Here is a 23785-nt window from a genome sequence, read left to right on the forward strand (position 1 = left end):
TTACCGGAAGATCACTGCTCGGGTAGCCTGCCCGGGCAGTGATCGGTGTCACTCCGGACGTGGGTGCGTGGCGGGTGGCCTGCGACCGGAGCACGGGGGCGCATGGAGCACAACAACCACCAGGGCTGGTACGGAGAGACCTTCGTGACCGCGATCGCCGCGGCGGCCGGATTCCAGGTGGCTGTGCCGTATCCGGACATCGGCAAGGACCTGATCCTGGGCCGGGACCACGAGGAGCCCGAGCTCGACGTTCAGATCGCGCTCCAGGTGAAGACGCGCCGGGTCGAGGGCATCACGGATACGGACACCGGGTTCAAGGTCACATTGTCGGCCGCGCAGTTCAAACGGCTCCGGGGCAAGCGGCAGGTGCCCGTCTACCTGGTCGTCGTGCTCGTGCCCACGGACCCGGCGGACTACATCCGCACGGATGAGAGCGCCCTTGTCCTACGCCGCTGCGCGTATTGGGTCTCGCTCGAGCACTACGTTCCCGCACAGTCCGGCCGGGACAGCGTCACTGTCACTGTTCCGCGCGACAATCTGCTCACGGTCGACGCTCTGCACGAGTTCTTCGCCCGGGCGTGTGAGGAGGTGCCCGCACCATGACCGCGATCGGCGTACCCGAGGACGAGCTGGAGCGGCTGTGGCCGCACGACGTCGCGCACTACCTCCGCAGCAGGGGTTGGCAGGAAGCAGGCCAAATCCGCTACAGCCGCCGCTGGGAAAAGGACTGGGCCGGGAGGCCACGGCGTCTGCTGCTGCCCGTGGACACCGACTTGGCGGACTTCGCGGACCGTATGGCGGATCTTGTCGGAGCACTGGCCGAGCTGGAGGCCCGGCCGCCGACCGCCGTCCTCGAGGACCTGCGGGCGACCGGTCTCGATGTGCAGTACATCAGGACCATGCCCAGCACGCCGTCCGGCACGATCCCCGTTCAGGCGGGGGTGCTCGCCGTGACCAGTGCCCGGGATCTGCTGATGGCGGCGGCCTGTCACACGATCGAGCCACGGCTCGTCCAGCCGCGCCGGAAGCCGCGCGCGGCGCGCGACTTCGTGGACAGCGCCCGCTTCGGACCCACGGTGGCGGGCAGCTACATCCTGAGCGTGCAGGTGCCGCTGCCGGAGCGGGACGTACAGCCGTCGCTCTTCGGCGACGACCCGGAACCTTTCGCGCGGAGCGTCTCGCGCAGGATGTACCAGGCGGTGGCGGCGGCGCACACGGCGGCCGAGGCCGCCATGGACGCCGATGATTCGGCACCGTTCTCGGAGGCCGTCGGGGACGGCGTATCCGCGGACCTGTGCGAGGCGCTCGCGGGCATCGGCGGGCACGACGGCCGGGGCACGAGCACCGTGCACGCCTTCTCGATCGACTTCGCCTGGTCCCCGAGGTGGAGCGTGCCGCCCATGGAATCCCTGGCTCCTTTCTCTCCCCGCCTGGTCCACGTCCTTCGCGAAGGGGCGCAGGACCTGCGCCGGCAGGAGCCGGAGCCCGGAGTGACGGTCATCGGCCGCTCGACCAAACTCAAACGCGCCGCGGAGTACGGCCCCGGCGAGGTGACCGTGGAGGCGGTCGTGCTCGATGCGGTGCGCCAGATCCACGTGACCCTGGCGGAAGACGAGTACACCCGTGCCACCGATGCCCATGCGCAGGGCAGGACGCTCAAGATCGAAGGCGATCTCGCGCGCCGAGGCACCTATTACGAGCTGACCCGCATCACCGCCTTCGACGTGCTGTGACGGCTCGGCCGCAGCCGGTGCACCGAAGTTCCACGCGCGTGGCAGGGCGGGCTTTCGTACGTGTTTGAATGACTGTGTTTGACGTGAATCGCCCTGGCGGGGCGGTATGGAGGGGCGGAGACCCGATGACGACGCCGACCACCGACCTGGCGGGTGTGGCGCAGCGGGCGGTACGCCGCCGCGCCGACGCGCAGGACCACACTGCCGTCCCCGAGATCAGCGATCTCGTCGAGGTGCGCGGGCAGCGTTGGGTCGTGGCCGACATCGATCACGGCACGGGTTCCCCGGCGATCAGCGCGCCCGGCACCCTCGTCACGCTCAACAGCGTCGAGGACGGCCGCTACAACGACACCCTCTCGGTCATCTGGGAGATCGAACCCGGTCGCCGCCGTCTCCCCGCCGGCTCCCTTCCCGAGGTCGCCGCGCACCGCTTCGACCCGCCGGAGCGCCTGGCCGCCTTCCTGGACGCCGTCCGGTGGTCCGCGGTCACCTCGGCCGACGTACGCACCCTCCAGGCGCCCTTCCGTTCCGGTGTCGCCGTCGAGCCGTACCAGCTCGAACCCGTCTCCCGGGCCGTGGCCGCGCCCCGCGTGAACCTCCTCCTCGCGGACGACGTCGGCCTCGGCAAGACCATCGAGGCGGGATTGGTCGCGCTGGAGCTGATCCTCCGCAACCGCGCCCACAAGATCATGATCGTCTGCCCGGCCGGCCTCACCGTGAAGTGGCGCGACGAGATGGCCGAGAAGTTCGGCCTCGACTTCACGATCATCGACTCCGAGCGGGCCGCCGAGGTCCGACGCAGCCACGGCAGCGCCGCGAACCCCTTCAACATCCATCCGCGCAGCATCGTGAGCCTGCCCTGGCTGCGCGGCCCGAAGGCCCAGCGGCTGCTCGCCGAGGTGCTCCCCGCCCAGGACGCCGAGGCGGTCGTCCCCGGCAAGCGGGCCTTCGACCTGCTCATCCTCGACGAGGCCCACCACGTGGCGCCCTCCGCGCCCAAGCAGTACTACCCCGTCGACTCCCAGCAGACGAAGCTGATCCGACGGCTCGCCCCGCACTTCGAGCACCGGCTGTTCCTGTCGGCCACCCCGCACAACGGCTACCAGCAGTCGTACACGGCCCTCCTGGAGATCATCGACAACCAGCGTTTCGCACGCGGCGTCGAGCCGGACCCGCAGGCCGTCGAGGACACCGTCGTCCGGCGCCTCAAGACCGACATCCGCGACCCGGAGACCGGCGAGCGGCGCTTCCTGGAACGCACGACCATGTCGCTGTCCGTCGAGTACACGGAGGACGAGCGCCGCATCCACGCCCTGCTCAAGGAGTACGCACAGCTCCGCCGGGCCAAGCTCGGCACCCGCTTCAAGGGCGGCCGCAAGGCGGCCGACCTGGTCACCTTGCTGCTCAAGAAGCGGCTGTTCTCCTCGCCCGACGCCTTCGCCCGCACCATCGAGGTATACCTGGAGACGCTGCGGACCAAGAAGCAGCAGGCGGCCGAGAAGGTCGAGGACTGGCAGGAGACCTTCTTCGACGACTACGCGGACTACGACGACGAACCCCTCGCCGAGGCCGAGGACGACGCCATCGCCCGCGCCACCACCCTCCAGCCCGGCACCGACGGCGACGAGTCGGCCCTGCTGGAGCAGATGCGCGACTGGGCCCAGCGCCATCAGGCGCAGGCCGACTCCAAGGCCCGCGAACTCATCACCTACCTCAAGGCCAACTGCCTGGCCGAGGGCGGTCACTGGCTCAACGAGCGCGTGGTCGTCTTCACCGAGTACCGCGACACCCAGATCTGGCTCCAGAACCTGCTGCGCGACCACGGACTCGGCGGCGACCGCGTCGCCCTCCTGCACGGCGGTCTGAACACCGAGGACCGGGAGCAACTGCGCCTGGCCTTCCAGGCCGAGCCCGCCGAAAACCCCGTACGCATCCTGCTGGCCACCGACGCGGCCAGCGAGGGCATCGACCTCCAGCGGCACTGCCACCGGCTGGTCAACTACGACATCCCCTTTAACCCCAACAAGCTGGAACAGCGCATCGGCCGCATCGACCGCTACGGCCAGCTCACCGCCCCCGAGGTCGTGCACTTCGTCGGCAGCGGCTACGAGAAGAGCACCGACACCTACGAGGCCGACCTCGAATTCCTGGCCCGGGTCGCGGTGAAGGTCGCCCGCATGGAAGAGGACCTCGGCAAGGTCAACGCCGTCCTCGCCGACGCCGTACAGCGCCGCATGACCGGCGACCTCGGCACCGACTTCGACGTGGAGCGCGCAGAGGTCTACGCCGGCCGCAAGGCCAGGAAGGGCGGCGGGAACGTCGCCGCCGAGCGCGACGCCCAGGCACAGGCCCAGCGCCTGAGCGAGCAGGTCGCGGGCACGGTGGCCACCCTCGGCATCACCCCCGAACGGATCGCCCGCGTGGTCTCCACCGCGCTGCCGCTCGCCCGCCAGCAGGACATCCGCCCCGTCCTCGACGACAAGGACGGAGCCGAGGGCTTCTACGAGGTCCCCACCCTCACCGGTTCCTGGGAGCGGGCCGCCCACGGCCTCGCCGACAAGCTGCGCCCCGAGATCCAGCGCCCGGTCACCTTCAAGGCGGCCAATCTCAAGGACAAGCACGGCAAGGAACGCGACGACGTCGTCCTCGCCCACCTCGGGCACCCCCTCGTCTCCATGTCCACCCGGCTGCTGCGCGCCGCCGTGTGGAACAAGGAGCAGACCGGCCTCGCCCGCGTCAGCGCCGTGATCAGCGACCACGCGGAGCTGGAGACGACCCTCGTCGGCGCCTTCGCCCGGTTCGTCCTCGTCGGCGCCGACGGAGTGCGCCTGCACGAGGAGGTCCTCCAGGCGGGTGGCTGGCTCCGCGAGGCGGAGGGTGCGGGCCAGCCCCGCTTCAACCGCCTGGAGAAGACCACCACGGTCCGCGACATCCTCGACGACGCCTTCGCCGACCACGCCACCCAGGCCGCCCCGGTCCTGCGCGGCAGGCTCGCCGATGCCTGGCCGCACGTGAGCGAGGGGCTGGTCTCGGCCCTGGAATGGCGGGCCCGCAACCGCCAGACCGCACTGGAGACCCGCTTGGAGACCCGCCGCCGCGTCGAGGCCGAGCGGATCACCGCCCAGATCGACCGCTTCCGCGAGTCCCTGCGCCGGGCCATTGGAAACCCCGCGGAGCAGGAGGAGGAAGGCCAGCTGGAGCTGGCCTTCGACGAGGTCGAGCAGCAGCGCCGGGACCGGGAGAACTGGGAACAGCGCCGGGACGCCCTGGAGAGTGAGAAGCAACGCGAGCTCGCCGCCATCGCCGCCCGGTACGACCGGCCCAAGGCCCTGCTGTTCCCCGTTGCCGTCGTCTTCGTCGTTCCCCGCCGGGAGGCCGTGAAGTGAGCACCACCCACCGTACGAACACGGGCCGCGGCAGGACCCGGAGCGGCGCCCCCGCCCCCGACGGCCGACAGGACCACCTCGACTGGCTCAGCCTGGTCGACGTATCGGGCCCCTTCCTGACCCTGCCCGTCCTGCTCAAGGCCTGGCCGCAGCTCGACTCGATCGACAAGCCGCTGCGGGCCCGGCTGCGCTACGAGCACGGGGTCTGGCAGTCGGATCCGGTGGCCGGGCAGCGGACCTGGACTGACTTCGTCCTGAACGAGCTCCTGGGCTGGGGCGACGCGCTGCGCGAGGGCACGGAGTTCTCCGACGCGCTCGCCGTGGACGTCCCCGAGCACGACGAGCGCATCGCCCCCACCTTCGCCCTGCTCGAACCGGGCAGCACTGCCGAGGACACGGCCGGCCTGGTCGCCGACTGCGCCATCCTCGGGATGACCGTCCCCGCGGGCCGGCACCCGTCCCAGCGCGTTCCCGGCTCGGCCTGGGCGGCAACGCCCGTCGACCGCATGGCACACCTGTGCCGCCACCACGGGGTGGAGCTCGGCCTGGTGACGGACGGCCGCTGGTGGACGCTGGTGTGGGCGCCGCGCGGCGGCGTCACCACGTCGGCGCTCTTCGACACGGTCGCCTGGACCGAGCCCGTCGAGCGGGTCGTCGTACGCGCCTTCCTGTCGCTGCTCAGCCGTCGCCGCTTCTTTGCCGTCGAGGACGCCGAGACGCTGCTGCCGCTGCTCAAAGAGTCCCTGGACAGCCAGGAGGACGTCACCGACGCCCTCGGCGTGCAGGTCCGCCAGGCCGTCGAACTGCTGGTGGAGGCCATCGGCCGCGCCGACGTCACCGAGCGCGCGCGGGGCGGCAACGGCCTGGCCGACGTACCGGCCCAGGACGTCTACCGGGGGGCCGTCGCCGTCATGATGCGGGTCGTCTTCCTCCTCTTCGCCGAGGAGCGCGGGCTGCTGCCGAGCGACAACGAGCTGTACGTACAGGCGTATTCGGCCGGTCGACTGTGCCAGGAGCTGGAGGACCGGGCCCGGGAGACCACCGAGGACGACCTGGAGCAGACCGGGGTGGGCTGGCACCGGCTCATCGCGCTGTTCAACGCGGTGTACGGGGGAGTGGACCACCCGGCGCTGCGCATGCACGCGTACGACGGCTCGATCTTCGACCCGAACTCCTTCCCGTGGCTGGAGGGCCGGGGCACGGCGGAGGGCGACCCGACGGACCCGCTGCCCATCGACGACCGCACTGTCCTGCACATGCTCCAGTCGGTGCAGCACGTCTGGATCGGCACGGGCAAGAAGCGGGAACGCCGGCGGCTGACCTTCCGGACGCTGGACGTCGAGCAGATCGGCTACGTGTACGAGGGCCTCCTCTCGTACCAGGGCCGCCGCGCCGAGGACACCATCGTGGGCCTCGTCGGCAAGGCGGGCCTGGAGGCGGAGGTGCTGCTGACCCGGCTGGAGTCCCTCTCGCGTACGGAGGGCGAGGGGCTGGGGGCTGCCCTGGCGGAGGAGTACAACAAGACGACGGGGCTGGGCAGCGCGGCCAAGGTGACGAAGCTGCTGGAGCCGCTGACTGACGTGGAGCGCGCCGCGGCGCGGAGCAAGCTGCTGGCGGCGACGGGCAGCGACGCCGAACTGACGGACCGCCTGCTCCCGTTCTACCGCCTGATCCGGCGTGACCTGCGGGACCTGCCAGTGGTGATCGGCGCGGGCGGGCTGTACGTGACGGAGTCCTCGCTCCGGAAGAACACGGGGACGCACTACACCCCGAAGTCCTTGGCCCAGCAGGTCGCGGACGGCGCGCTGGAGCCGCTGGTCTACGAGTACGGCCCGGTCCAGACGGCGGACCGGACCCAGTGGCGTCCGAAGTCCGCGGACGAGATCCTGAAGCTGAAGGTCGCGGACATCGCGATGGGCTCGGCGGCGTTCCTGGTGGCGGCGTGCCGTTACCTGGCGGGCGCGCTGGTGGAGGCGTGGAGCCGGGAGGGCGACGCGCGGGCGGTTGCGTATCTGGAGGCGGCCGACTCGCTGTCCGCCTCGGCGGTGGAGGCCGAGGCCGAGCCGGTGATGGTGGAGGCGCGTCGGCAGATCATCGAACACTGCCTGTACGGCGTGGACATCAACCCGATGGCCGTGGAGATGGCGAAGCTGTCGCTGTGGCTGGTCTCGATGGACCGGGATCGTCCTTTCACGTTCCTGGACGACCGCCTGGTGGCGGGTGACTCGCTGCTGGGCATCACGTCGGTGGAGCAGTTGGAGGCCATGCACCTGGATCCGGTGCGGGGCCGTCGGATTCACGGGGACGGCATCGACTTCACGGGTGGCGTCCGGCGGGTCATCGCGGAGGTCGCGGAGGAGCGGCGCAAGCTGGCCGGCATCCCGGGCACGGGCCTGGAGGAGCTGGAGCGGAAGCGCGCCATGCTGGCGTCGGTGCGGGCAAAGACCCGCCAGGCGAGCGTCTTCGCGGACCTGGTGGTGGGCGCGGCGCTGGCCGGTGCGGGGCGAGCAGAGAAGGACCAGGACCAGCTGTCGTTCGCCGCGGTTACGGCGGCGCACGCGGTGTCCGACGCGGCGGATGACGAGGATTTGGCTGCTGCCGAGCTGCGGCGTGCGGAGACGCTGGCGCGGGGGTGGCTGGCTACGGGCAAGCCGGCGGGGGCGTTCGAGCGTGAGCCGGTGCACTTGCCGCTGGTGTTCCCGGAGGTCTGGGACGAGCGGGGTGGTTTTGATGCCGTGGTGGGGAATCCTCCGTTTCTCCATGGATCAAAGATTTCCGGCAGCAACGGAAAGGAATATCGAGAGTATCTAGTGCAAGTGGTGGGCGCGGGAAGGCGCGGCAACAGCGACCTGGTTGGATACTTTTTGCTGCACTCGCATGAAGTATTGAACCCCACGGGGCAGATCGGGATGATTGCCACGAATACGCTGGCGCAGGGTGATACGCGTGAAATCTCCCTGCAGTATCTGACTGACTCGGGGACCGAAATTCGTGGTGCTGTCAAGAGCAAGCGCTGGCCAACCCGAAGCGCGGCTCTCGACTACTGTGTTGTTTGGGCGTCGCGAGCCGAAGGTGGGAAGAGTGCTGTTCGAGTTCTGGATGGCATGCCGGTCCACAGCATCAACTCGAGCCTGGATGCTGCGTCCAGGACTGAGTGGGTAGCTAGGAGGCTTGTCGGTAATTCGGGGATCTCGTTCAATGCGTCGAAGATTGATGGCATTGGCTTTGTAATGCCGATTGAGGACGCGAAAGCTTTGCTGTCGCAGGATTCGAAATACGGGGAGGTTCTGTTCCCCTTCCTCAATGGCGAAGATCTGAATTCCAGGGAAGACTCTTCGGCGAGCCGCTGGGTGATCGATTTCCATGATTGGTCAGAGGTTAAGGCGATGGACTACCCCGCCTGCTATCGCCGAGCTCGTGAGCTCGTGAAGCCTGAGCGCGACAAGAACAATAGGAAAGTCTATCGGGACTACTGGTGGCGGTTTGCTGAGCGTCGACCGGCCATGCTCGATGCTATTTCCTCCCTGGAGTCTGTGATCGCCATTACAATCCACAGCAAGGCTGTGATGCCCGTCATGGTTCCTACGGGGCAGGTATTCTCGCATGCTCTCTGTGTGTTCGCGAAGAACGACTTCGCTCTGTTGGCGCTTCTCAGCAGTGCTCCGCACTACTGGTGGGCCATGAGTCAGGCGTCCACGATTAAGGGCGATCTTCGCTACACTCCGTCCGACGTTTTTGAGACATTTTCTCGGCCGGAGGAGACGCTCTCTCTTGGCGGCTTGGGAATGCGACTGGATAGTAGCCGTAAGGAAACAATTCGTGTTCGACGTGGACTGACCGCTACTTACAACATGGTCCATGATGAGAGCTGCATGGACGGGGATATCGTCGCACTTCGCCAGATTCACCGTGCCATCGATGAAGAGGTTGCCCGCGCCTACGGCTGGGGCGACCTCCTGGCCCAGGCTGGTGGGCTCGACCACGGGTTCCATGACACCCGGCAGGGGCCCCGCTACACCGTCGGGCCGGTCGTCCGGCAGGAGATTCTCGACCGGCTGCTCGAAGAGAATCAGCGGCGCTATGCGGCGGAAGTCGCCGCCGGTCTGCATGACAAGAAGGGCGCCAAGAAGAAGGCGGCGGCCCCCACTCCGCGGAAGCCGAAGCCTCCGGTCGAGGAGCCGCCGAGCCTGTTCTGAGTGCGAGGGTGGGGGAGCGGTGGGCCGGTCAGCGCCAGCGGCGTACCGGTCCGCCGCCGGCATTCCGGTCGCGGGCCACCGTGATCGCGACCCACGGGCCCAGAACGAAGACGTTCCCGTCCTCGAACTCCAGCCGTTTCCGCCGTCCCCGTAACTCCCGTACATCCCGCACCCGGTGCGGGATGCCGCCCACGGCGATCACATCTCCTCGGCGCACCCCATCGGGCATGACCTCCAGGGTCTGCATCATGCGCTGCATGTCCAGACCTCCTACCGCCGAGGCGCAAGGCTTCGTTTGTCGGCCTCGCGGACCTTGGCCAGCAGTACCTCGTGGCATGCGACGCCGGTCGTGGCGTCCTCGGCCGAGTCGGTCTCCTCCTCCGGCTCGGGCGCTGACTCCTCGGTCACTGGATGCTCTTCCTCAGGGCCGCCGCCAACTTCCACGCCACATCGGCCCGGCAGCATCCGAGTTCCACCAGGGGCGACAGGTAGTCGCTGGTCAGGGACACCAGATCGACCCCTAGCGACGGCAACACCACATCCACCCCCGCCAACGCCTCGCGTAGCTCGTCCCGTGCCGCCTCCGCCTCCTGCGCCTTCTCCGACGAGCGCCCGCGCCTGCCCGCATCCATGTCGGCCTGCCTCCTTGTCGATCACTGTCTTTCAGTGATGAGCATGGAGGCGTAGCGCTACGCTCACCAGGGGTAACGGTTTTCGGAGCATCGGAACGAAAACGGGAGTCGCCAATGCCCGCACCGAAAGAACTCGACCCGAGCACCTCCCTTGCCGCGCTCTACGGCGCGAAGTTGCGCAAGCTCCGCATCCGTGCCGGGCTCACGCAGCGGCAGCTTGGCGACAAGATCCCGATCGCTCACAGCCGGATCGCCCAGTTCGAGCTGGGTAACGAGGTCCCTCCCGAGGACGTCGACGGCAAGCTGGACGCACTGTTAGGCGCGGACGGTGACTTGACCGATCTCTGGGGCCATGTGCGCCGAACTCCGTTCCCTGACTGGGTACAGAAGTTCATGGCCTGCGAGGCCAAGGCGATCATGATGCGCAAGTTCTCGCAGATCATCCCCGGGCTCGCTCAGACCGAGGCTTACGCGCGAGCAGTGCTTGGTGCTGGCCAGATCTACGACGACGGAGATACCGACGAGAAGGTTGCAGCCAGGCTCCATCGGCAGGCCATCCTGCGACGGGACGCTCCTCCGTGGATGTGGTTCATCCTGGACGAGGTGGTGCTCTATTGGATCGTCGGCGGGCGCCAAGTGATGCGCGAACAGTTGGCCCACCTGCTGCACCTGGGGCAGTTGCCACGTGTGCACTTGCAGGTGCTCCCCTTCAGCAGCGTGGATCCCGCCGCCATGGGAGGCTCCTTCTCGCTGCTGACCTTGCCCGATGGTGGTGAAGTGGCCTACGAGGAGGGGATTGTCTTCGGGCGGCTCATCGAGGAAACGGACGAAGTTCTGCGACGAGCGGTCCTTTACGATCGTCTTCAGGCCAACGCCTTGTCCCCGATGAAGTCTGCGGAGCTCATCCGCATGACTATGGAGGAGCGGTATCCGTGCATGTCACCCAAGAACCGTTGATGAACATACGGTGGCGCAAGAGCAGCTACAGCAATGCGGCCAACGGCGATTGCGTAGAGGTCGCTGACCAGATCCCCGGCGCCGTCCCCGTCCGGGACAGCAAGACGCCCGCCGGTCCCGTGATCTTCGTCGGGAACGCTGCCTGGAGCGCCTTCGTGCAGCACGTCCGAGAGGTGTAGAGCGGCCCGTCACCGGGGCGCGGATTCCTGGATCCCGGTGTGGCGCGTGGCCCTTCAAAGGAACGGGAGAGAACCCACCCAACCAAACCCGGTGGCCCAACTCCCGTCGCCACACGATCGGGTGAAGGGCGTGCCGCGCACCCTGACCGGTGGGGTACGGTCGGCCGCAACAACCCCATACACACAGACGGCCCCCGACAGGACTGCAATCCTGACGAGGGCCTGACCGATCCGGAAGAGAAGACCTTCCCGATGGCTGATCCGCAGTCTAACGCGGTCGCGCCCGCGCGCCCCGCGAATCCGATCCCCACGGACGCCCCCAGCGCCGGGGTGATCCACTTCCGCCACCGCCACACCGACCGGTTCACGGTCGTCGGCAACCACCTGGCCCAGCATCCGCAGCTGTCCGCCGTTGCGATCGGGCTCGCCCTCTATATCCAGTCCGTTCCGGACGGGGTCAGTGTCACGGCCAAGGCCCTTACCATCCGCTTCCGCGAAGGCGAGATCACCATCCGCCGGGCCCTCAACGAGCTTGAGGAAGCCGGGTATCTGGAGCGCCGGAGGATTCCGCTCGGTGGCGGCCGCTTCGCGACCCGCACCCTCGCCTACGACAAGCCCGGTTGTGCAGCAGCACCTTCAGCCGCGCCGACCCTGCAAGAGCCAGACGCTCCGCAGGCCGAACCCGAGCCGAGCGCGCCGGCCGAGCCCGTCCAACCTGCCGCCGCAGGCCCGACGGCAGACCTCCTGGCCCGACTGCGGACCGTCGATCCCCGCCTGATCCTCTCGGTGCGGGACGTCCAGCGGCTGATGCCCGCCGTCGAGGAGTGGCTGGCTCGGCATGCAACCCCCGAGCAGATCACCCGCACACTCACCGCCAACCTGCCGCCCGCGCCGGTCCCCATCCACCACCCGCCCCGCTTCCTGGAACACCGGCTCACCGCCCTCCTGCCGCCGCCCCTCCCGGTGTCCGCGCCTGAGCCGCGCCTTCCACGGCCCGCACCCCTTATCACCTGCGACGGCTGCGAACGTGCCTTCCGCAGCCACGTTCCCGACGCCCGGTGCGGGGACTGCGGTCCTGCGCCGGATCGGTCCGTCGCGTGAGGAACCGCATCGGTTCCTGACGGATGTGGACTTTGCCCTGGTCAGGGGGCGCAAGAAGGGTGATCATGGAGTGACTGTCAGTGGGGGACCGTAACGTCTAGCGAGTCAGTCACCGACTGTGGCCGCCTGCCCCCGTCTCTGGAGTGTCGCCCGACCATGACATCCTCCGCTCCTTACGCCTCCACCTCCCTGGCCGATCTCCTGCCCGCCGTTCGCTACGCCGATCCGCATCTGCTCGCCGCCCGGCTGGAGGACGTACGGCTGCCTCTCGGCTGGTGGCACGCAACACCGTTGATGGAGATCGAGCGGGTCATCGGAGCCGAGGCGCTCAGCAACCAGGTGGCGCAGGCCCTGCGGGCCCTGTGGCCTCACGTGGAGCTCGGGGACGTGATCCCCGTACTGCGCCTGCTCGGCACTCCGGGTGTCGACCCGGGGAAGACGGTGGCGCAGGTGGCTCGGGAGGCTGGCCCCGGGGTCGTGGACGGGGACCGCGTACTCGCGGCAGCGTTCGGCTCGATCCTGGACCGGCTGCATCAGCGCGGCGTACCTCGGGCGGAGAGCGAGGGGATGCGGATGCGGGATGCCGTGTCCGTGATCGCCCGGTGGCTGCCGGCGGACGCACCGGCCGAGGTACGTGCGGCGCTCGGCGTACTCCAGGGGTTGGAGGAGCTGTCCGAGGACGGGCCGTCGCCGGTGCTGGTCCCCGAGCCCGTCGAAGACCAGGCCGAGGATCTGTCCCAGACCGTAGAACTTCCGGCGCCGCGTGCGGCCTTCGAGGACCATGACCCGGCCGAAGAAGCCGAGGAGCCGCACATCGGCGACGATGCGGGCCCGCCGCCCGTCCCCGGGCTGATGGCCGAGCCGCTCGCCGCCTTCGTGCGGCTCGTCGCCGACTGGGACGAGCGTGCCCTGGTGATCGCCGGGCAGCGGACGTTCACCGACGAGCCGATGAAGCTCCATGACCTGGGCGAGCGGTTCTCTGTCAGCCGGGAAAGGGTGCGGCAGTTGGAGCGCACCGTCATGGGCTCCGTCCGGCGGTGGCTCTCAGCCGATGATGAAGGCCGGGCCTTCGCCGGGCACCTGGCCGCCGTGGCCGAACAGCTCGGCACCGTGGGCCAGGTGGTCGAGGTGCACGCGCTGCACCCGGACCACGCCCGCCCCGTAGAGGCGCTGGGTGTGCCGCTCGGTGACATCGTGGTGCGGTTGCTGCCCGGCCGAACGCTCGACGGTGCTTGGGTCGTTCAGGGAGACGCGGCCGAGCTGCGGGCGGTCATGCAAGAGGACCTGCTCGCCGCCTGCGGGGACACCCCGTTGGCCTGGGACGAGGCGGTGGCCCTCGGGCTGCGCTACGGAGTCCGCGGCGAGGTGCTCGACGACTGGGCGGCCGATATCGGGCGCTTCCAGGTGCGGGACGGACGGCTGCTGTACTGGGGGCGTTCGCTCAACGACCGGGCCGCCGCCGTGCTCGCCCTGCACGGGACGCCGATGTCCATGGAGGACATCCACGAGCAGCTCGCCGACGGCACCGCCATCAACAGCATGCGCAACCAGATCTGGACCGACGAGCGCTTCATCCGGCTCGACCGCAACCTGTACGGGCTGCGCGCGTGGGGCGGCGAGGAGTACCTCGGTATCCGGGAGATGATCGCCCGTGAGATCGCCAACGCGGGTGGGGAAGCCGAGGTGAACGCGATCGCCGAGGCCATCAGTGCTCGCTTCGACGTCTCGGCGGCATCGGTCCGCACCAACCTCGGTGGACCCGGGTTCGCCCGCACCCGCCGCGGCTGGGTCCGCGTCGCCGACCAGACGAGCGAACAGGACGCGCCGTACGTGCCGCGCAACGACGTCGCCGGTACGCGACGCTGCTTCGTCGGAGCTGACGGACGCTGGTGGTACCGGGTGGAAGTGACCGCCGACCACCTGCGCGGCTCCGGCAGCCCGGTGCCCGCCGGCTGGGCCGCCCACATCGGTGGCGCCCCCCACCGCGAACCGGTCCAGCTGCGCCACGAGGCCGGCGAGACCTTACTCACCTGGCGCGCCCAGCCCACCTTCGGCTCGGTGAAGCCGCTGCTGGAGCACATCGGGGCGACCGTCGGCGACCAGGTCTTCTTCAACGTGACCGACGGCCACCTCAACGCACTACGGATGCCCGCACCGACGGACGGACTCAGTCCCGAGGCCGGAGCGGTTCGGCTCACCGGCTGGACGGCCGCGGTGACCCCGGCGGAGGCGGTCGAGGTGATCGCGCGGCGCATCGGGATCGAGCCGGGCCAGGACGGTGCCGCTGCCGCTCTGTTGGAGCGGCTGGCCGAGCGCGGGGACAAGGACATCGCTGAACTGCTCGAACAGGCCCTGTCCGGGGCGGTACCGGCATTCTGATGTCAGTGGTGCTCGCTAGCATCGGGATCATGACCGGCTGTCACGGTCCGGGCGGCGTCGGCCGCGCTGTGGGGAGGGGCCCGCGAGGGCACCGCGCGAGGGACGGAAGAGGGATGCACTGATGGCGACGGGCAAGACCGCCGAAGGACCGGTCAGCGCGAGCGGCTCGACGGAAGAGGACCTCCTCCAGCGGGTCCGCGAGGTGGCGCAGGACTTCGTTCCGGCGTCCTCGTACGAGATCCGGGACGACCTGGGCGAGCTCATCAGCCGGGACCTGCTCGGCCCGTGGGACGGGCCGGACGAGGAGTTCGACCACCGGGCCGCCGGCCCCCGCGACCGGTACCTCGTCGGGCGGATCGGCCCGAAGCGTGCCCTGAGCACCACCCTCGCCGCCGCCGATGAGCAGCTGCTCGACGACTCCGACGGGGAAGGCGACGGCACCGATCAGGGGCTTCCTGAGCGGCTCACTACCCAGAACGCGGGGCGCATGTGGGCCTCGTCGATGGGCCTGATGTTCGCCGTCCCGGCGGCGGACCATGCGGCTGCGGTGACCGTACGGATCCGATGGGGGCAATACCACCGTTCGCAGGTCCTGGGAGACGACGGCGTCGCACGTGCCACCTGGACCCGGGAACAGGTGGAGAAGCTCGTCAGCGTCCCGGTCGACGGCGCGCCCCGCCAGGTCCTGCCGCTCACCGCCGACCAGGAGGACGCCCCCGGCGTGCGGCTGGTCGCGGAAGTACGCAACCGGCCGGGTGCCGCCGGACCGAGCCGGGTCGTCGAGCTGTCGCTCGTCAACGCGCAGGACGAACCCCAGCAGGCGAAGGACGCGGCCTGGCTGTTCCAGACCGAGCTGCATGTGACGGCCACGGACGGCGCGGCCCCGGTCTTCCTGCCGATCTCCGATCCGCTGGACGAGGCCGAGGAAGCCGCCCAGGACGCTCTCGGGGCGGCCGACCTGGAGGAGCAGCACTTGACGCTGCTCTACCGCAACCACCTGAAGCACGCGGCGGGACGCAACGTGGCCGTGGCGGTCACCATCGACAAGGGGGAGCGCAGGGCCCACGCCCTTACAACCACCTGGCTGCCGGTCCACGACGTGCCGGCCACGATCGCCCCGTCCGGGGCGAACGCGCAGCACCTCGACGGCATCGAGCTGTCCATGGACGAGCTCGCCGTGCTCCCTCCGGCCGCGCTGAGCGACGCCCTGGCTCCGCTCGCCGACGGCTACAGCGCCTGGCTCGACGAGCGCGAGGCTCAGGCGGAGCAGCTGACCGGCGCGCTGCGCACCAGTGCTCTCGACGCCGTGGGTCAGGCCCGTGACGTCGCCGTCCGGATCGCCCTCGGCGTGGACGCGCTTTCGAACCCCGAACGCCCCGAGGTTCTGGAGGCGTTCCGCTTCGCCAACCGGGCGATGGCCCTGCAGCGACGCCACACCGCCATCGCGGCGCTGCGGGAGCGGGAGGGCATCGCGTTCCAGGAGGCCAAGAAGCGCATCGACGCCGAGGGCCCGGCAGCCGCATCGTGGCGCCCGTTCCAGCTGGCCTTCGTCCTCCTCAACCTCCGGGCGCTCGCCGACCCGACGCTGAAGGAACGCGAGGCGGGGCCGGACGGCATCGTCGACCTGCTGTTCTTCCCGACCGGCGGCGGCAAGACCGAGGCATACCTCGGGCTCGCGGCCTTCACCTTCGCCATCCGCCGGCTCCAGGGGACGATCGGAACGGGGGAGGACGCCCGCAGTGGCGACGCCGGCGTCGCCGTGCTGATGCGGTACACCCTGCGGCTGCTGACGGCCCAGCAGTTCCAGCGTGCGGCGGCGCTGGTCTGCGCCGCCGAAGTGCTGCGCCGCGAGGCATACGACGGCGGCGACGTGCGCTGGGGGAGCACCCCCTTCCGGATCGGTCTCTGGGTGGGCGGCGCGGTCTCCCCGAACCGGTACGAGGAAGCTGCTCAGCAGATTGCCGAGGCCAAGGACGCCGGGGACGGCAAGGGCGCCAAGGTGCTCCAGACGCTGGCCTGCCCCTGGTGCGGCTCCGCACTGAGCGCCCAGCGCGACCTGCACGCCGACGACGACCTGCGCCGCATCCTGCTCTACTGCCCCAACGGCGAGGGCAAGCAGGCCTGCCCGTTCTCGCAGCGCCGCTCACCCGGTGAGGGACTGCCCATCCTGACGGTGGACGAGGAGATCTACCGGCTGGCCCCCAGCCTGCTGATCGCCACTGTCGACAAGCTGGCGCAGCTGCCCTGGCGCGGTCAGGCGGGCATGCTGTTCGGGCGGGTCTCCGACCTCTGCCCGAGGCACGGCTACCGGCACGCTGACCTCGACACCCGGATCAAGTGCGGGGACAAGCACCAGGCCAAGGGCAAGCACGCGGCCGTGAAGAGCAAGCCGGTGACGCGGCTGCGCCCGCCGGACCTGATCATCCAGGACGAACTCCACCTGATCTCGGGCGCGCTGGGCACCACCGTCGGGCTCTTCGAGGCGGCCGTCGACGAGCTGTGCGGCTGGCCGGCGCAGGACGCCTACGGCACCACCGTCCGGGTCGGCCCCAAGATCGTGGCGTCGACGGCGACGACCAAGCGGTCGGCGGACCAGATAAGCGGTGTCTTCGCGCGGAAATCGGCGATCTTCCCGCCCCAGGTCATCGACATCGGCGACACCTTCTTCTCCCAACAGGTCGAGCTCTCGAAGGAGGCGCCGGGACGGCGCTACCTGGGCATCTGCGCCCACGGCGTCCGTATGAAGCAGGCCGAGATCAGGGTCGCCGAGATCCTGTTCCTGGCCGGCCAGACCCTCTTCGACCGGCACGGCAAGCCCGCCGACCCGTACATGACGCTGGTCGGCTACTTCAACGCCACGCGGGAACTCGCCGGTATGCGGCGCTTCCTCGACGACGACATCGCCACGCGCGTACGGATCCACGGAACCCGCAAGGGCCTGTCGAACCGCCTCCTGCGCCGCACGGAGATGCTGTCCGTCCAGGAGCTGACCTCGCGCATCTCCTCCGCGGACATCACGGAGGTGCTGTCCCGCCTGGAAGTGTCCTTCGACGAGTCCATGGACACCACCGTGCGGCGACAGGCGGTCGCCGACGAACTGCGGGCCGCAGCACAGCACAAGCAGCGCATCGACGTCTCGAAGCTCGGACTGCGCAACGAGGGCACGGGAGCGGTCGACGCCGTGATCGCGACGTCCATGCTCCAGGTGGGGGTCGACGTCTCCCGTTTCGGCCTCATGATGGTCGTCGGCCAGCCCAAGAACACCGCCGAGTACATCCAGGCGTCCTCGCGCGTGGGCCGCGACGCCCAGCGCCCGGGACTGGTCGTGGCGCTCCACAACTGGACGCGGCCACGGGACCTGGCGCACTTCGAGACCTTCGGCCACTACCACGCCACCTTCTACCGGCAGGTCGAAGCCCTCTCCGTCACCCCGTTCGCCCGCCGGTCCCTGGACCGGACGACGGCGGCGGCGTGGATCGCCGCCGTGCGCAACGCGACCACGCCCCACTCCCGCAACCACGACGCGTACGACATCGACCTCGACGGCCCGGTCGCGCAGCAGGTCACCGAGCGGTTCCTGGCCCGCGCCGAGACCGTCGGCGGGCCGCGCGCCCGCAAGTACCTCGGGGAGCGCATCGAGGTCCTCAAGGACGCCTGGGCGCGCAAGAAGCAGGGCTCCGCCCGCCTCGGATACGAGGAGGCGGCATGGCAGGGCCAGCGGCTGAGCGGACTGCTCAACCGGGCCACCGGCGCCACTTGGGACGAGCTCACGGTCGCCCAGTCGATGCGTGAGACCGAGAACGAGATCAACCTGCTGGTGCCGGGGGCCGGCCTCTACGACGTGGTCGGCGGTGCGCCCGCGTGGAGCTACGCGCCCGGGGCGGGCCAGGCAGGCTCCGACGGTGAGGACTCGCCCGAGGGAGACGAAACGGGCGCCGTACTGGACGGCAAGGCCGACAAGGCGGGCCGTCAGGGGAAGAAGGCACAGGCATGACGGACAAGACACAGCACCGGCGCCGGGTCGGATCCGTACGCCCCAGCCACCTGATGTACACGGGCGGTGTGGGCGCTCTGGTCGACCTGCCCAATTTCGCCGTCCTGGTGCGGGGGATCGACGACTGGCAGTACGACGCCTTCGAGTGGGCGGACCTGAAGGAGCCGCGGCTGCTGCGGGCCGTCAACGGCCTGATAGGCGACCCGTACGGCGCCCAGGTCACCCAGCTGCGGCCGGCACCCTGGATGGACGGCACGGACAACGACCCCACCGGCCCCGCGTCCCGCGTCGGCGTCCCGGTCCTGCCCTTCCCCCAGTGGCTGCGCTGCACCGCCTGCAACGCCCTCGGCGGCCTCGACTCGAAGATCTTCAAGTTCGAGAACGCCAAGCCCCGGCGTCCCGACCAGGCGCGCTTCTTCCATGACAACTGCACCGCCAAGCGCAAGGGCAAGCGCCCGCTCGCGGTCGCTGCGCGCTTCGTCCTGGTCTGTCAGGCCGGACACCTGGACGACTTCCCGTACGCGTCGTTCGTCCACCGGGGCGGGGAGTGCGCGGAGGCCAGTCACCCGCGGCTGGAGATGCTCGACCACGGTGGCAACCAGGCGGCCAACGTGAAGGTGCGCTGCGTGAACTGTGGCAGCGAGCGCAACATCCGCGACGCCATGGGGCAGCGCGGCGAGATCACCCTGCCGCACTGCCGGGGCCGCCACCCCCACCTGGCGACCTTCGACCCGGCAGGCTGCAAGCAGCGTCCCAAGCCGCTCGTCATCGGCGCCTCGAACCAGTGGTTCGCGCAGACGCTCAGCGTCCTGGCGGTGCCGCCGACCAGCGGCAGTGCCCTGCAGGGCAAGGTGGAACAGCTGTGGGAGCACCTGCAGAAGGCGAAGTCGCAGGAGTCCCTCGACATGGTCTGGGAGCTCCCGCAGTTCAAGCCGCTGCACCAGTGGGGCCAGTCCGAGGTGTTTGAAGCCATCGAGGCGCACCGGGCCGCAGCCGCGGAACCCCAGTCCTCGGAGGCCGTCTCGTACCCGGACCTGCTCACGCCCGAATGGGAGATCTTCACCAGTCCGCAGCTTCCGGAACCAACCGAGGACTTCGCGCTGCGCGACGTACCGGTACCGCCGGCCCTCGACGGGGTCTTCTCCCATGTCGTCCAGGCGGAACGGCTGCGGGAGGTCAGGGCGTTGATCGGGTTCACCCGGCTCGACGCCCCGGACCCCGAAGACCCCACCCTGGTGGCCCGCGCACCCCTCTCCCGCGGCCGCGTCCCCGCCTGGGTGCCGGCCAGCGAGGTCCGCGGCGAGGGCATCTTCCTGAGGGTCTCGGACGAGCTGATGGCCGACTGGGAGCAGCGGGTGGTCGGCACCGCGGCGCTCGCGGCGCACCGGGACGCCTACGTGGAATTCCGCCGCAACCGCTATTCGGGCCGTGTCGAGGACACCGACGACCCGCTGCGAGGCTGGCCCGGAGCCCGGTACATCGCCCTCCACACGCTGTCGCACCTGCTGATCCGGGCCATCTCGCTGGAATGCGGCTACTCCTCGGCGAGCCTCTCCGAGCGGATCTACGCGGGCCGCGAGGACGACCGGCGTACCGGCATCCTGATCTACACCGCGGTTCCCGACGCCGAAGGGACCTTGGGCGGTCTGGTGGCCCTGGCCGAACCGGAGAAGTTCAGCAGGGTGGTCAGGCGCGCCCTCCACGACGCCGAGCGGTGCTCCTCCGATCCGCTGTGCGCGGACCGGCTGCCCCGGCCTCCGCACGAGGACTTCCTGCACGGCGCCGCATGCCACGTATGCCTGTTCGTGTCGGAGACGACCTGCGAGCGCGGCAACCGCTTCCTGGACCGACGCTTCATAGTCCCCATCGACGACCCGGACCTCGTGCTCCTCCAGGGCCTCAAATGAGATGGGCACGGCTGCTCAAGGCGGCCGCGGAGGCGGAGGCGGCCGCAGGGGTCGTCGCGCTGGGCGCACTGGCCGACGGCATAGCAGCCGGACAGCCCCGCGCCACGCTGCTCACGATCCGGTCGGCCTCCGCCTACACGGAGGCCGCGGCTGCCCTGCTCGATGCGATGGACGCGGACGGCCTGTCCCGGGAGGAAGCCGCGGCCTGCCTGCACGGGCTGGCCGCCGGCTACGCGCAGCGCGACCGGGAACAAGAGGTCTCCCTGGTGTGGAGCGGCCCTTCCTCCCACCGGGTGCCCGTACGTTCCACGGACCGGGCGCTCCTGGGGCTGATCGCCGAGGCACGGACCGAGCTGATCCTGATGACCTATTCGGCACGGCGATACCCGCCTCTGACACAGGCGTTGCAGGAGGCCGCGGCCCGAGGCGTCGGCCTGGACATCGTCGTCGAGACGCTGCAAGGCGCGGGCAGCGCCCTTTCCGGCGACGAGCCGGCGAGCGCGTTCACCGATGTTCCAGGAGCGCGCCTGTGGCACTGGCCCCTGGACAAGAGAGCGGAGCCCGGGGCCAAGACGCACGCGAAGCTGGCCGTGGCCGACCGACAGACGCTCCTGACCACCAGCGCCAACTTCACGCAATCCGGAGTGGACCGCAACATCGAGGCCGGCACACTCATCAGAGGGGGTTTCGCGCCAGCTCGGGCCGCGGAACACGTGTCGGAACTTCAGCGCACGGGTGTCCTTCAGCGCTTCTGGTGACGCCGCCCGCGGGCCGGACACGATCAGGACCGATGCGAATCGGCCAGGTAGTACCACATGGAGTGTCGTTGTGCGGTCGGGGCGCCGCTGGTGCTGGTCCTGACCGCAGTGGCGAGTGGGTACTTGCTCTCCGCGTGGATGAAGGCCGGCCGCGCTGCCGATGCGGGGTCCCGGCCGTAGAGCCGCGTACCCGGCTTCGCCGGCTAGGCACCCTCCCGGGCGCGTGGCTCCGGTGGGGAACCGGTGGCGGGCGGGATGCCGGTGAGGTAGCCGTGGGTCCAGGCATATGTGCCGTCGAGAGTCGAGCGTAGAGTGTGGCCCGGGTCTGTCAGGGCGGTGGGGTGCGTCATGTGTCGCGCCGCAGCCCGGAGTGGCGCTCAGGGGTCAGCTGGACAGGTCTTTTGGCCTGGCGGCCCGTGCGGTGGACGGACCAGGCCAGGACGGCGGCGGAGCGGGCGGCCAGCCACAGGGTGTCCCCGTCCGGGCCTGCGGCCGGGTGGTACGCCACGTGCCACAGGTAGGGCGCCGTCACGAACCCCGCGGCCAGCACGGGAGCCAGCCGCCACAGGACGAACGGAACGGCCGCGAACCAGTCGAGGGACAGGGCCAGCAGGTCGTAGCGGGGCGCTCCGCGGTAGGCACCCACCAAGGTGGTGCCGACCAGCGCGGGACCCGCGAGCAGCAGCGCCGTGGCGTACGCACCGAGTGGTCCCGCGGGCGGTCCGGACAACAGGGCCGCGGCCCAGCCGACACTGCCGGCCGCCCACAGGAACGCGACCGGTAGCGCCAGGTGGGAGAGGGCCAGGGCGCCGGGCGACAGCGGCAGCAGCAGGGCGCGGCGCGGCCGGTCCGTGTCCTGGTAGGCGGGTTCGGCCACTGCGACCGCCGCGAGGTACGGCGGTACGACGAGGAGCAGGCCCACGAACGCCGCCTTCAGGGGGCCGACCGCATCGTGGCCCGGCTCCGTCAATCAGTCGGCCACCACACATAACAGGGCGAACCCGGCGACCAGGGCGGCGCAGGCCAGGACCGGCCGCCACGGGTGGCGCAGCAGGACGACGGCGTCCCGCCACAGCGGCACCGCCCACCGGGAGCTCGGCATCGGGGTCCGGGCCGTCCGCCGGCGCCGACCGCCGGTCGACTGCAGGACGAGGGTCAGCGCGCGCAGGTCCAGTAGCGTTGAGCCCTGGGCGGCTTCCCGCCCGGTGCGGGCTCGGGCGAGGAGCGCGTCCGTCGGGATGCCGGCCACGGCCCGGAACGCCTGCCGCAGGGCGACCGCCGCACACGAGGCGAGGCAGGCGAGTGCCGCAGCCCAGGCCAGGGGTGAGCCGTGGCGGGCCGCCGTGGCGACGGCCGCGCCCGCCCAGCCCCAGGGGCCGGACCAGGCCGATGCCCCGGTCACCCCGGGCACCGAGGCGCCGCAGGCGAGCACGGTCGCTCCGGCCAGTGCCAGACCGCCGCCGAGCAGCCGGACCCGGCCCGCCAGGGCGGGGCGGGCCTCGGCCACGGTGCCCAGTCCCACCGCGAGGCAGGCCAGCGCCAGATGGGCGAGGAGCGCCACGGGGATGACCTCGTACCGCCGTTCGCCCTCCAGGGCCAGGGCGAGCGCGGCGGCCAGTGCACCGGTGGGCAGGGCCGCCGCGCAGACGACCGCCACGGCGCGCACCAGCATGGATGTCCTGCGCGTACAGCAGGACGGCGTGCTCGGTGGCGTCAGTCACTGCCTCTCCCCCTTGGGTTCCGGTACCGGCCGCGGCCCGCAGCCGTCGGGCGGCGCCCTCCGCCAAAATATATTTATCGTGCACGAATGTAGCCGCACCGCCCGCCGCGCACCCCTGGACCGCGGGTTCGCGGCGGGCGGTGTCCTGCCGGTCCGTCAGGGGAGTGGGCTCGGGAGGGATGGAGTGGCGTGGGCCCAGGTCGCATCGAACTGGCGCAGGGCGGCGGTGTACAGGACGCCCGGCGCGCGAGCGTATAGGCACGGGGAGTTTCTGCCGTGGGCCGACGCGCCGTAGAACGTGAGGTACGCGGCGCGGTCCGTCGCGATCACACGGCAGTTGTTCGGCAGGTTGAAGGTGCGTAGTTCGACGCCGTCCCTCGCCTGGGTTACGCCGGCCAGGTAGTCGATGTTCGTTCGGACCTGGCTTCTGAGCAGGTCCCGTGTGAATCCGGGGTCGAAGCGGGATACCTCCTGGGAGCGCCGATCGAGCCACGAGTCCTCTCGGGGATCCGGGTCGGGCAGCAGGATCTGGACGGACTGCGGGCACAGGCTTTCCGACCACACAGGGGAGAAGACCTCACGGGTGAGGACGTTCCCTCGTCCTGCCAGGACCTTGACCCAGCGGGCTCGACGCAGGTCGCGAGCGAGGTCCTGCTCGGCGGAGGACTGGTGCCGGTAGACCCGTCCGAGGCCGGTCCCCGTGCACCGGGAGCAGACGGAGACCAGCCACCACAGTGGGCGGGCGCCCCGCAGCAGGCCGAGGACGAGGAGGACTGCGCTGGCTGCGAGGGAACTGAGGATCGCGAACAGAAAATCGGTCATGTGGAGCCGTCCTCCGGTATC

At 70.1% G+C, this 23785-nt stretch carries 17 protein-coding genes; 11 read left to right on the forward strand and 6 right to left on the reverse strand.

The features are described 5' to 3' along the window. Positions 1 to 102: 102 nt before the first annotated feature. The 4 genes from ACFV9H_RS27625 (at position 103) to ACFV9H_RS27640 (ending at position 9315) form a co-directional block, all read left to right on the forward strand. On the forward strand, positions 103 to 603 hold the full coding sequence (locus ACFV9H_RS27625) for a DUF4365 domain-containing protein (RefSeq protein ID WP_385403197.1): 501 nt from the start codon (positions 103 to 105) through the stop codon (positions 601 to 603). Beyond that, positions 600 to 1733: a hypothetical protein gene (locus ACFV9H_RS27630; protein WP_385403200.1), complete on the forward strand. Its 1134-nt coding sequence runs from the start codon at positions 600 to 602 to the stop codon at positions 1731 to 1733. Before ACFV9H_RS27625 ends, ACFV9H_RS27630 begins: the two co-directional genes overlap by 4 nt. Before the next feature lie 125 nt (positions 1734 to 1858). After that, a complete protein-coding gene (drmD, locus tag ACFV9H_RS27635) occupies positions 1859 to 5119 on the forward strand; it encodes a DISARM system SNF2-like helicase DrmD (protein WP_385403202.1) in 3261 nt (1086 codons plus the stop codon). After that, entirely contained in the window at positions 5116 to 9315 is a 4200-nt protein-coding gene (locus tag ACFV9H_RS27640) for an Eco57I restriction-modification methylase domain-containing protein (RefSeq protein WP_385403204.1), read from the forward strand. The genes drmD and ACFV9H_RS27640 overlap by 4 nt, the downstream gene beginning before the upstream one ends. A 28-nt stretch (positions 9316 to 9343) precedes the next feature. Here ACFV9H_RS27640 and ACFV9H_RS27645 read toward each other — a convergent pair whose 3' ends face one another. From ACFV9H_RS27645 to ACFV9H_RS27655, 3 genes are read right to left on the reverse strand one after another with little or no spacing between them, the layout of a single operon-like run. After that, entirely contained in the window at positions 9344 to 9574 is a 231-nt protein-coding gene (locus ACFV9H_RS27645; RefSeq protein WP_385403206.1) for a hypothetical protein, read from the reverse strand. An 11-nt stretch (positions 9575 to 9585) separates the two neighbouring features. Then, complete coding sequence (locus ACFV9H_RS27650) at positions 9586 to 9723, reverse strand: hypothetical protein (RefSeq protein WP_385403208.1); 138 nt, start codon at positions 9721 to 9723, stop codon at positions 9586 to 9588. Beyond that, positions 9720 to 9947: a hypothetical protein gene (locus ACFV9H_RS27655; protein ID WP_385403210.1), complete on the reverse strand. Its 228-nt coding sequence runs from the start codon at positions 9945 to 9947 to the stop codon at positions 9720 to 9722. Before ACFV9H_RS27655 ends, ACFV9H_RS27650 begins: the two co-directional genes overlap by 4 nt. A 114-nt stretch (positions 9948 to 10061) precedes the next feature. Between ACFV9H_RS27655 and ACFV9H_RS27660 the strand changes: the two genes are divergently transcribed. The 7 genes from ACFV9H_RS27660 to drmC all read left to right on the forward strand — a co-directional run bounded on the left by ACFV9H_RS27660 (position 10062) and on the right by drmC (position 21222). Next, the gene (locus ACFV9H_RS27660) at positions 10062 to 10904 is read left to right on the forward strand and encodes a helix-turn-helix domain-containing protein (RefSeq protein ID WP_385403213.1); all 843 of its coding nucleotides are present in this window, start codon (positions 10062 to 10064) and stop codon (positions 10902 to 10904) included. Next, positions 10904 to 11083, forward strand: a complete 180-nt coding sequence (locus ACFV9H_RS27665; protein WP_385403215.1) for a DUF397 domain-containing protein — start codon at positions 10904 to 10906, stop codon at positions 11081 to 11083. Before ACFV9H_RS27660 ends, ACFV9H_RS27665 begins: the two co-directional genes overlap by 1 nt. A gap of 252 nt (positions 11084 to 11335) precedes the next feature. Further along, complete coding sequence (locus ACFV9H_RS27670; protein WP_385403218.1) at positions 11336 to 12184, forward strand: hypothetical protein; 849 nt, start codon at positions 11336 to 11338, stop codon at positions 12182 to 12184. A 156-nt stretch (positions 12185 to 12340) separates the two neighbouring features. Then, positions 12341 to 14563 (forward strand): sigma factor-like helix-turn-helix DNA-binding protein, encoded by a 2223-nt coding sequence (locus ACFV9H_RS27675; RefSeq protein ID WP_385403220.1) that lies wholly within the window; start codon positions 12341 to 12343, stop codon positions 14561 to 14563. Positions 14564 to 14684: 121 nt separating this feature from the next. Beyond that, positions 14685 to 18557: a DISARM system helicase DrmA gene (gene drmA, locus ACFV9H_RS27680; RefSeq protein WP_385403223.1), complete on the forward strand. Its 3873-nt coding sequence runs from the start codon at positions 14685 to 14687 to the stop codon at positions 18555 to 18557. Beyond that, positions 18554 to 20464 carry a DrmB family protein gene (gene drmB, locus ACFV9H_RS27685; RefSeq protein ID WP_385403225.1) on the forward strand — a complete coding sequence of 637 codons (1911 nt, stop codon included), beginning with the start codon at positions 18554 to 18556 and terminating at the stop codon, positions 20462 to 20464. The genes drmA and drmB overlap by 4 nt, the downstream gene beginning before the upstream one ends. Next, positions 20461 to 21222 (forward strand): DISARM system phospholipase D-like protein DrmC, encoded by a 762-nt coding sequence (gene drmC, locus ACFV9H_RS27690; protein ID WP_385403227.1) that lies wholly within the window; start codon positions 20461 to 20463, stop codon positions 21220 to 21222. Before drmB ends, drmC begins: the two co-directional genes overlap by 4 nt. Positions 21223 to 21568: 346 nt before the next feature. Here drmC and ACFV9H_RS27695 read toward each other — a convergent pair whose 3' ends face one another. From ACFV9H_RS27695 to ACFV9H_RS27705, 3 genes are all read right to left on the reverse strand, one after another. Continuing rightward, positions 21569 to 22192, reverse strand: coding sequence for a hypothetical protein (locus ACFV9H_RS27695; protein ID WP_385403229.1), 624 nt, complete (start codon positions 22190 to 22192; stop codon positions 21569 to 21571). Next, a complete protein-coding gene (locus ACFV9H_RS27700) occupies positions 22193 to 22894 on the reverse strand; it encodes a hypothetical protein (RefSeq protein WP_385403232.1) in 702 nt (233 codons plus the stop codon). A gap of 204 nt (positions 22895 to 23098) precedes the next feature. Then, positions 23099 to 23764, reverse strand: coding sequence for a hypothetical protein (locus tag ACFV9H_RS27705; protein ID WP_385403234.1), 666 nt, complete (start codon positions 23762 to 23764; stop codon positions 23099 to 23101). Positions 23765 to 23785: the final 21 nt, after the last annotated feature.

The sequence above is a fragment of the Streptomyces sp. NPDC059874 genome, from assembly GCF_042731135.1.
GTDB lineage: Bacteria > Actinomycetota > Actinomycetes > Streptomycetales > Streptomycetaceae > Streptomyces.

What these genes read in the sequence shown, in the direction of transcription:
- ACFV9H_RS27625 (WP_385403197.1), top strand. Translation starts at nt 103, where the DNA reads ATGGAGCACAACAACCACCAGGGCTGGTACGGAGAGACCTTCGTGACC.
- ACFV9H_RS27630 (WP_385403200.1), top strand. Translation starts at nt 600, where the DNA reads ATGACCGCGATCGGCGTACCCGAGGACGAGCTGGAGCGGCTGTGGCCG.
- drmD (WP_385403202.1), top strand. Translation starts at nt 1,859, where the DNA reads ATGACGACGCCGACCACCGACCTGGCGGGTGTGGCGCAGCGGGCGGTA.
- ACFV9H_RS27645 (WP_385403206.1), bottom strand. Translation starts at nt 9,574, where the DNA reads ATGCAGCGCATGATGCAGACCCTGGAGGTCATGCCCGATGGGGTGCGC.
- ACFV9H_RS27655 (WP_385403210.1), bottom strand. Translation starts at nt 9,947, where the DNA reads ATGGATGCGGGCAGGCGCGGGCGCTCGTCGGAGAAGGCGCAGGAGGCG.
- ACFV9H_RS27660 (WP_385403213.1), top strand. Translation starts at nt 10,062, where the DNA reads ATGCCCGCACCGAAAGAACTCGACCCGAGCACCTCCCTTGCCGCGCTC.
- ACFV9H_RS27665 (WP_385403215.1), top strand. Translation starts at nt 10,904, where the DNA reads ATGAACATACGGTGGCGCAAGAGCAGCTACAGCAATGCGGCCAACGGC.
- ACFV9H_RS27670 (WP_385403218.1), top strand. Translation starts at nt 11,336, where the DNA reads ATGGCTGATCCGCAGTCTAACGCGGTCGCGCCCGCGCGCCCCGCGAAT.
- ACFV9H_RS27675 (WP_385403220.1), top strand. Translation starts at nt 12,341, where the DNA reads ATGACATCCTCCGCTCCTTACGCCTCCACCTCCCTGGCCGATCTCCTG.
- drmA (WP_385403223.1), top strand. Translation starts at nt 14,685, where the DNA reads ATGGCGACGGGCAAGACCGCCGAAGGACCGGTCAGCGCGAGCGGCTCG.
- drmB (WP_385403225.1), top strand. Translation starts at nt 18,554, where the DNA reads ATGACGGACAAGACACAGCACCGGCGCCGGGTCGGATCCGTACGCCCC.
- drmC (WP_385403227.1), top strand. Translation starts at nt 20,461, where the DNA reads ATGAGATGGGCACGGCTGCTCAAGGCGGCCGCGGAGGCGGAGGCGGCC.
- ACFV9H_RS27700 (WP_385403232.1), bottom strand. Translation starts at nt 22,894, where the DNA reads ATGCTGGTGCGCGCCGTGGCGGTCGTCTGCGCGGCGGCCCTGCCCACC.
- ACFV9H_RS27705 (WP_385403234.1), bottom strand. Translation starts at nt 23,764, where the DNA reads ATGACCGATTTTCTGTTCGCGATCCTCAGTTCCCTCGCAGCCAGCGCA.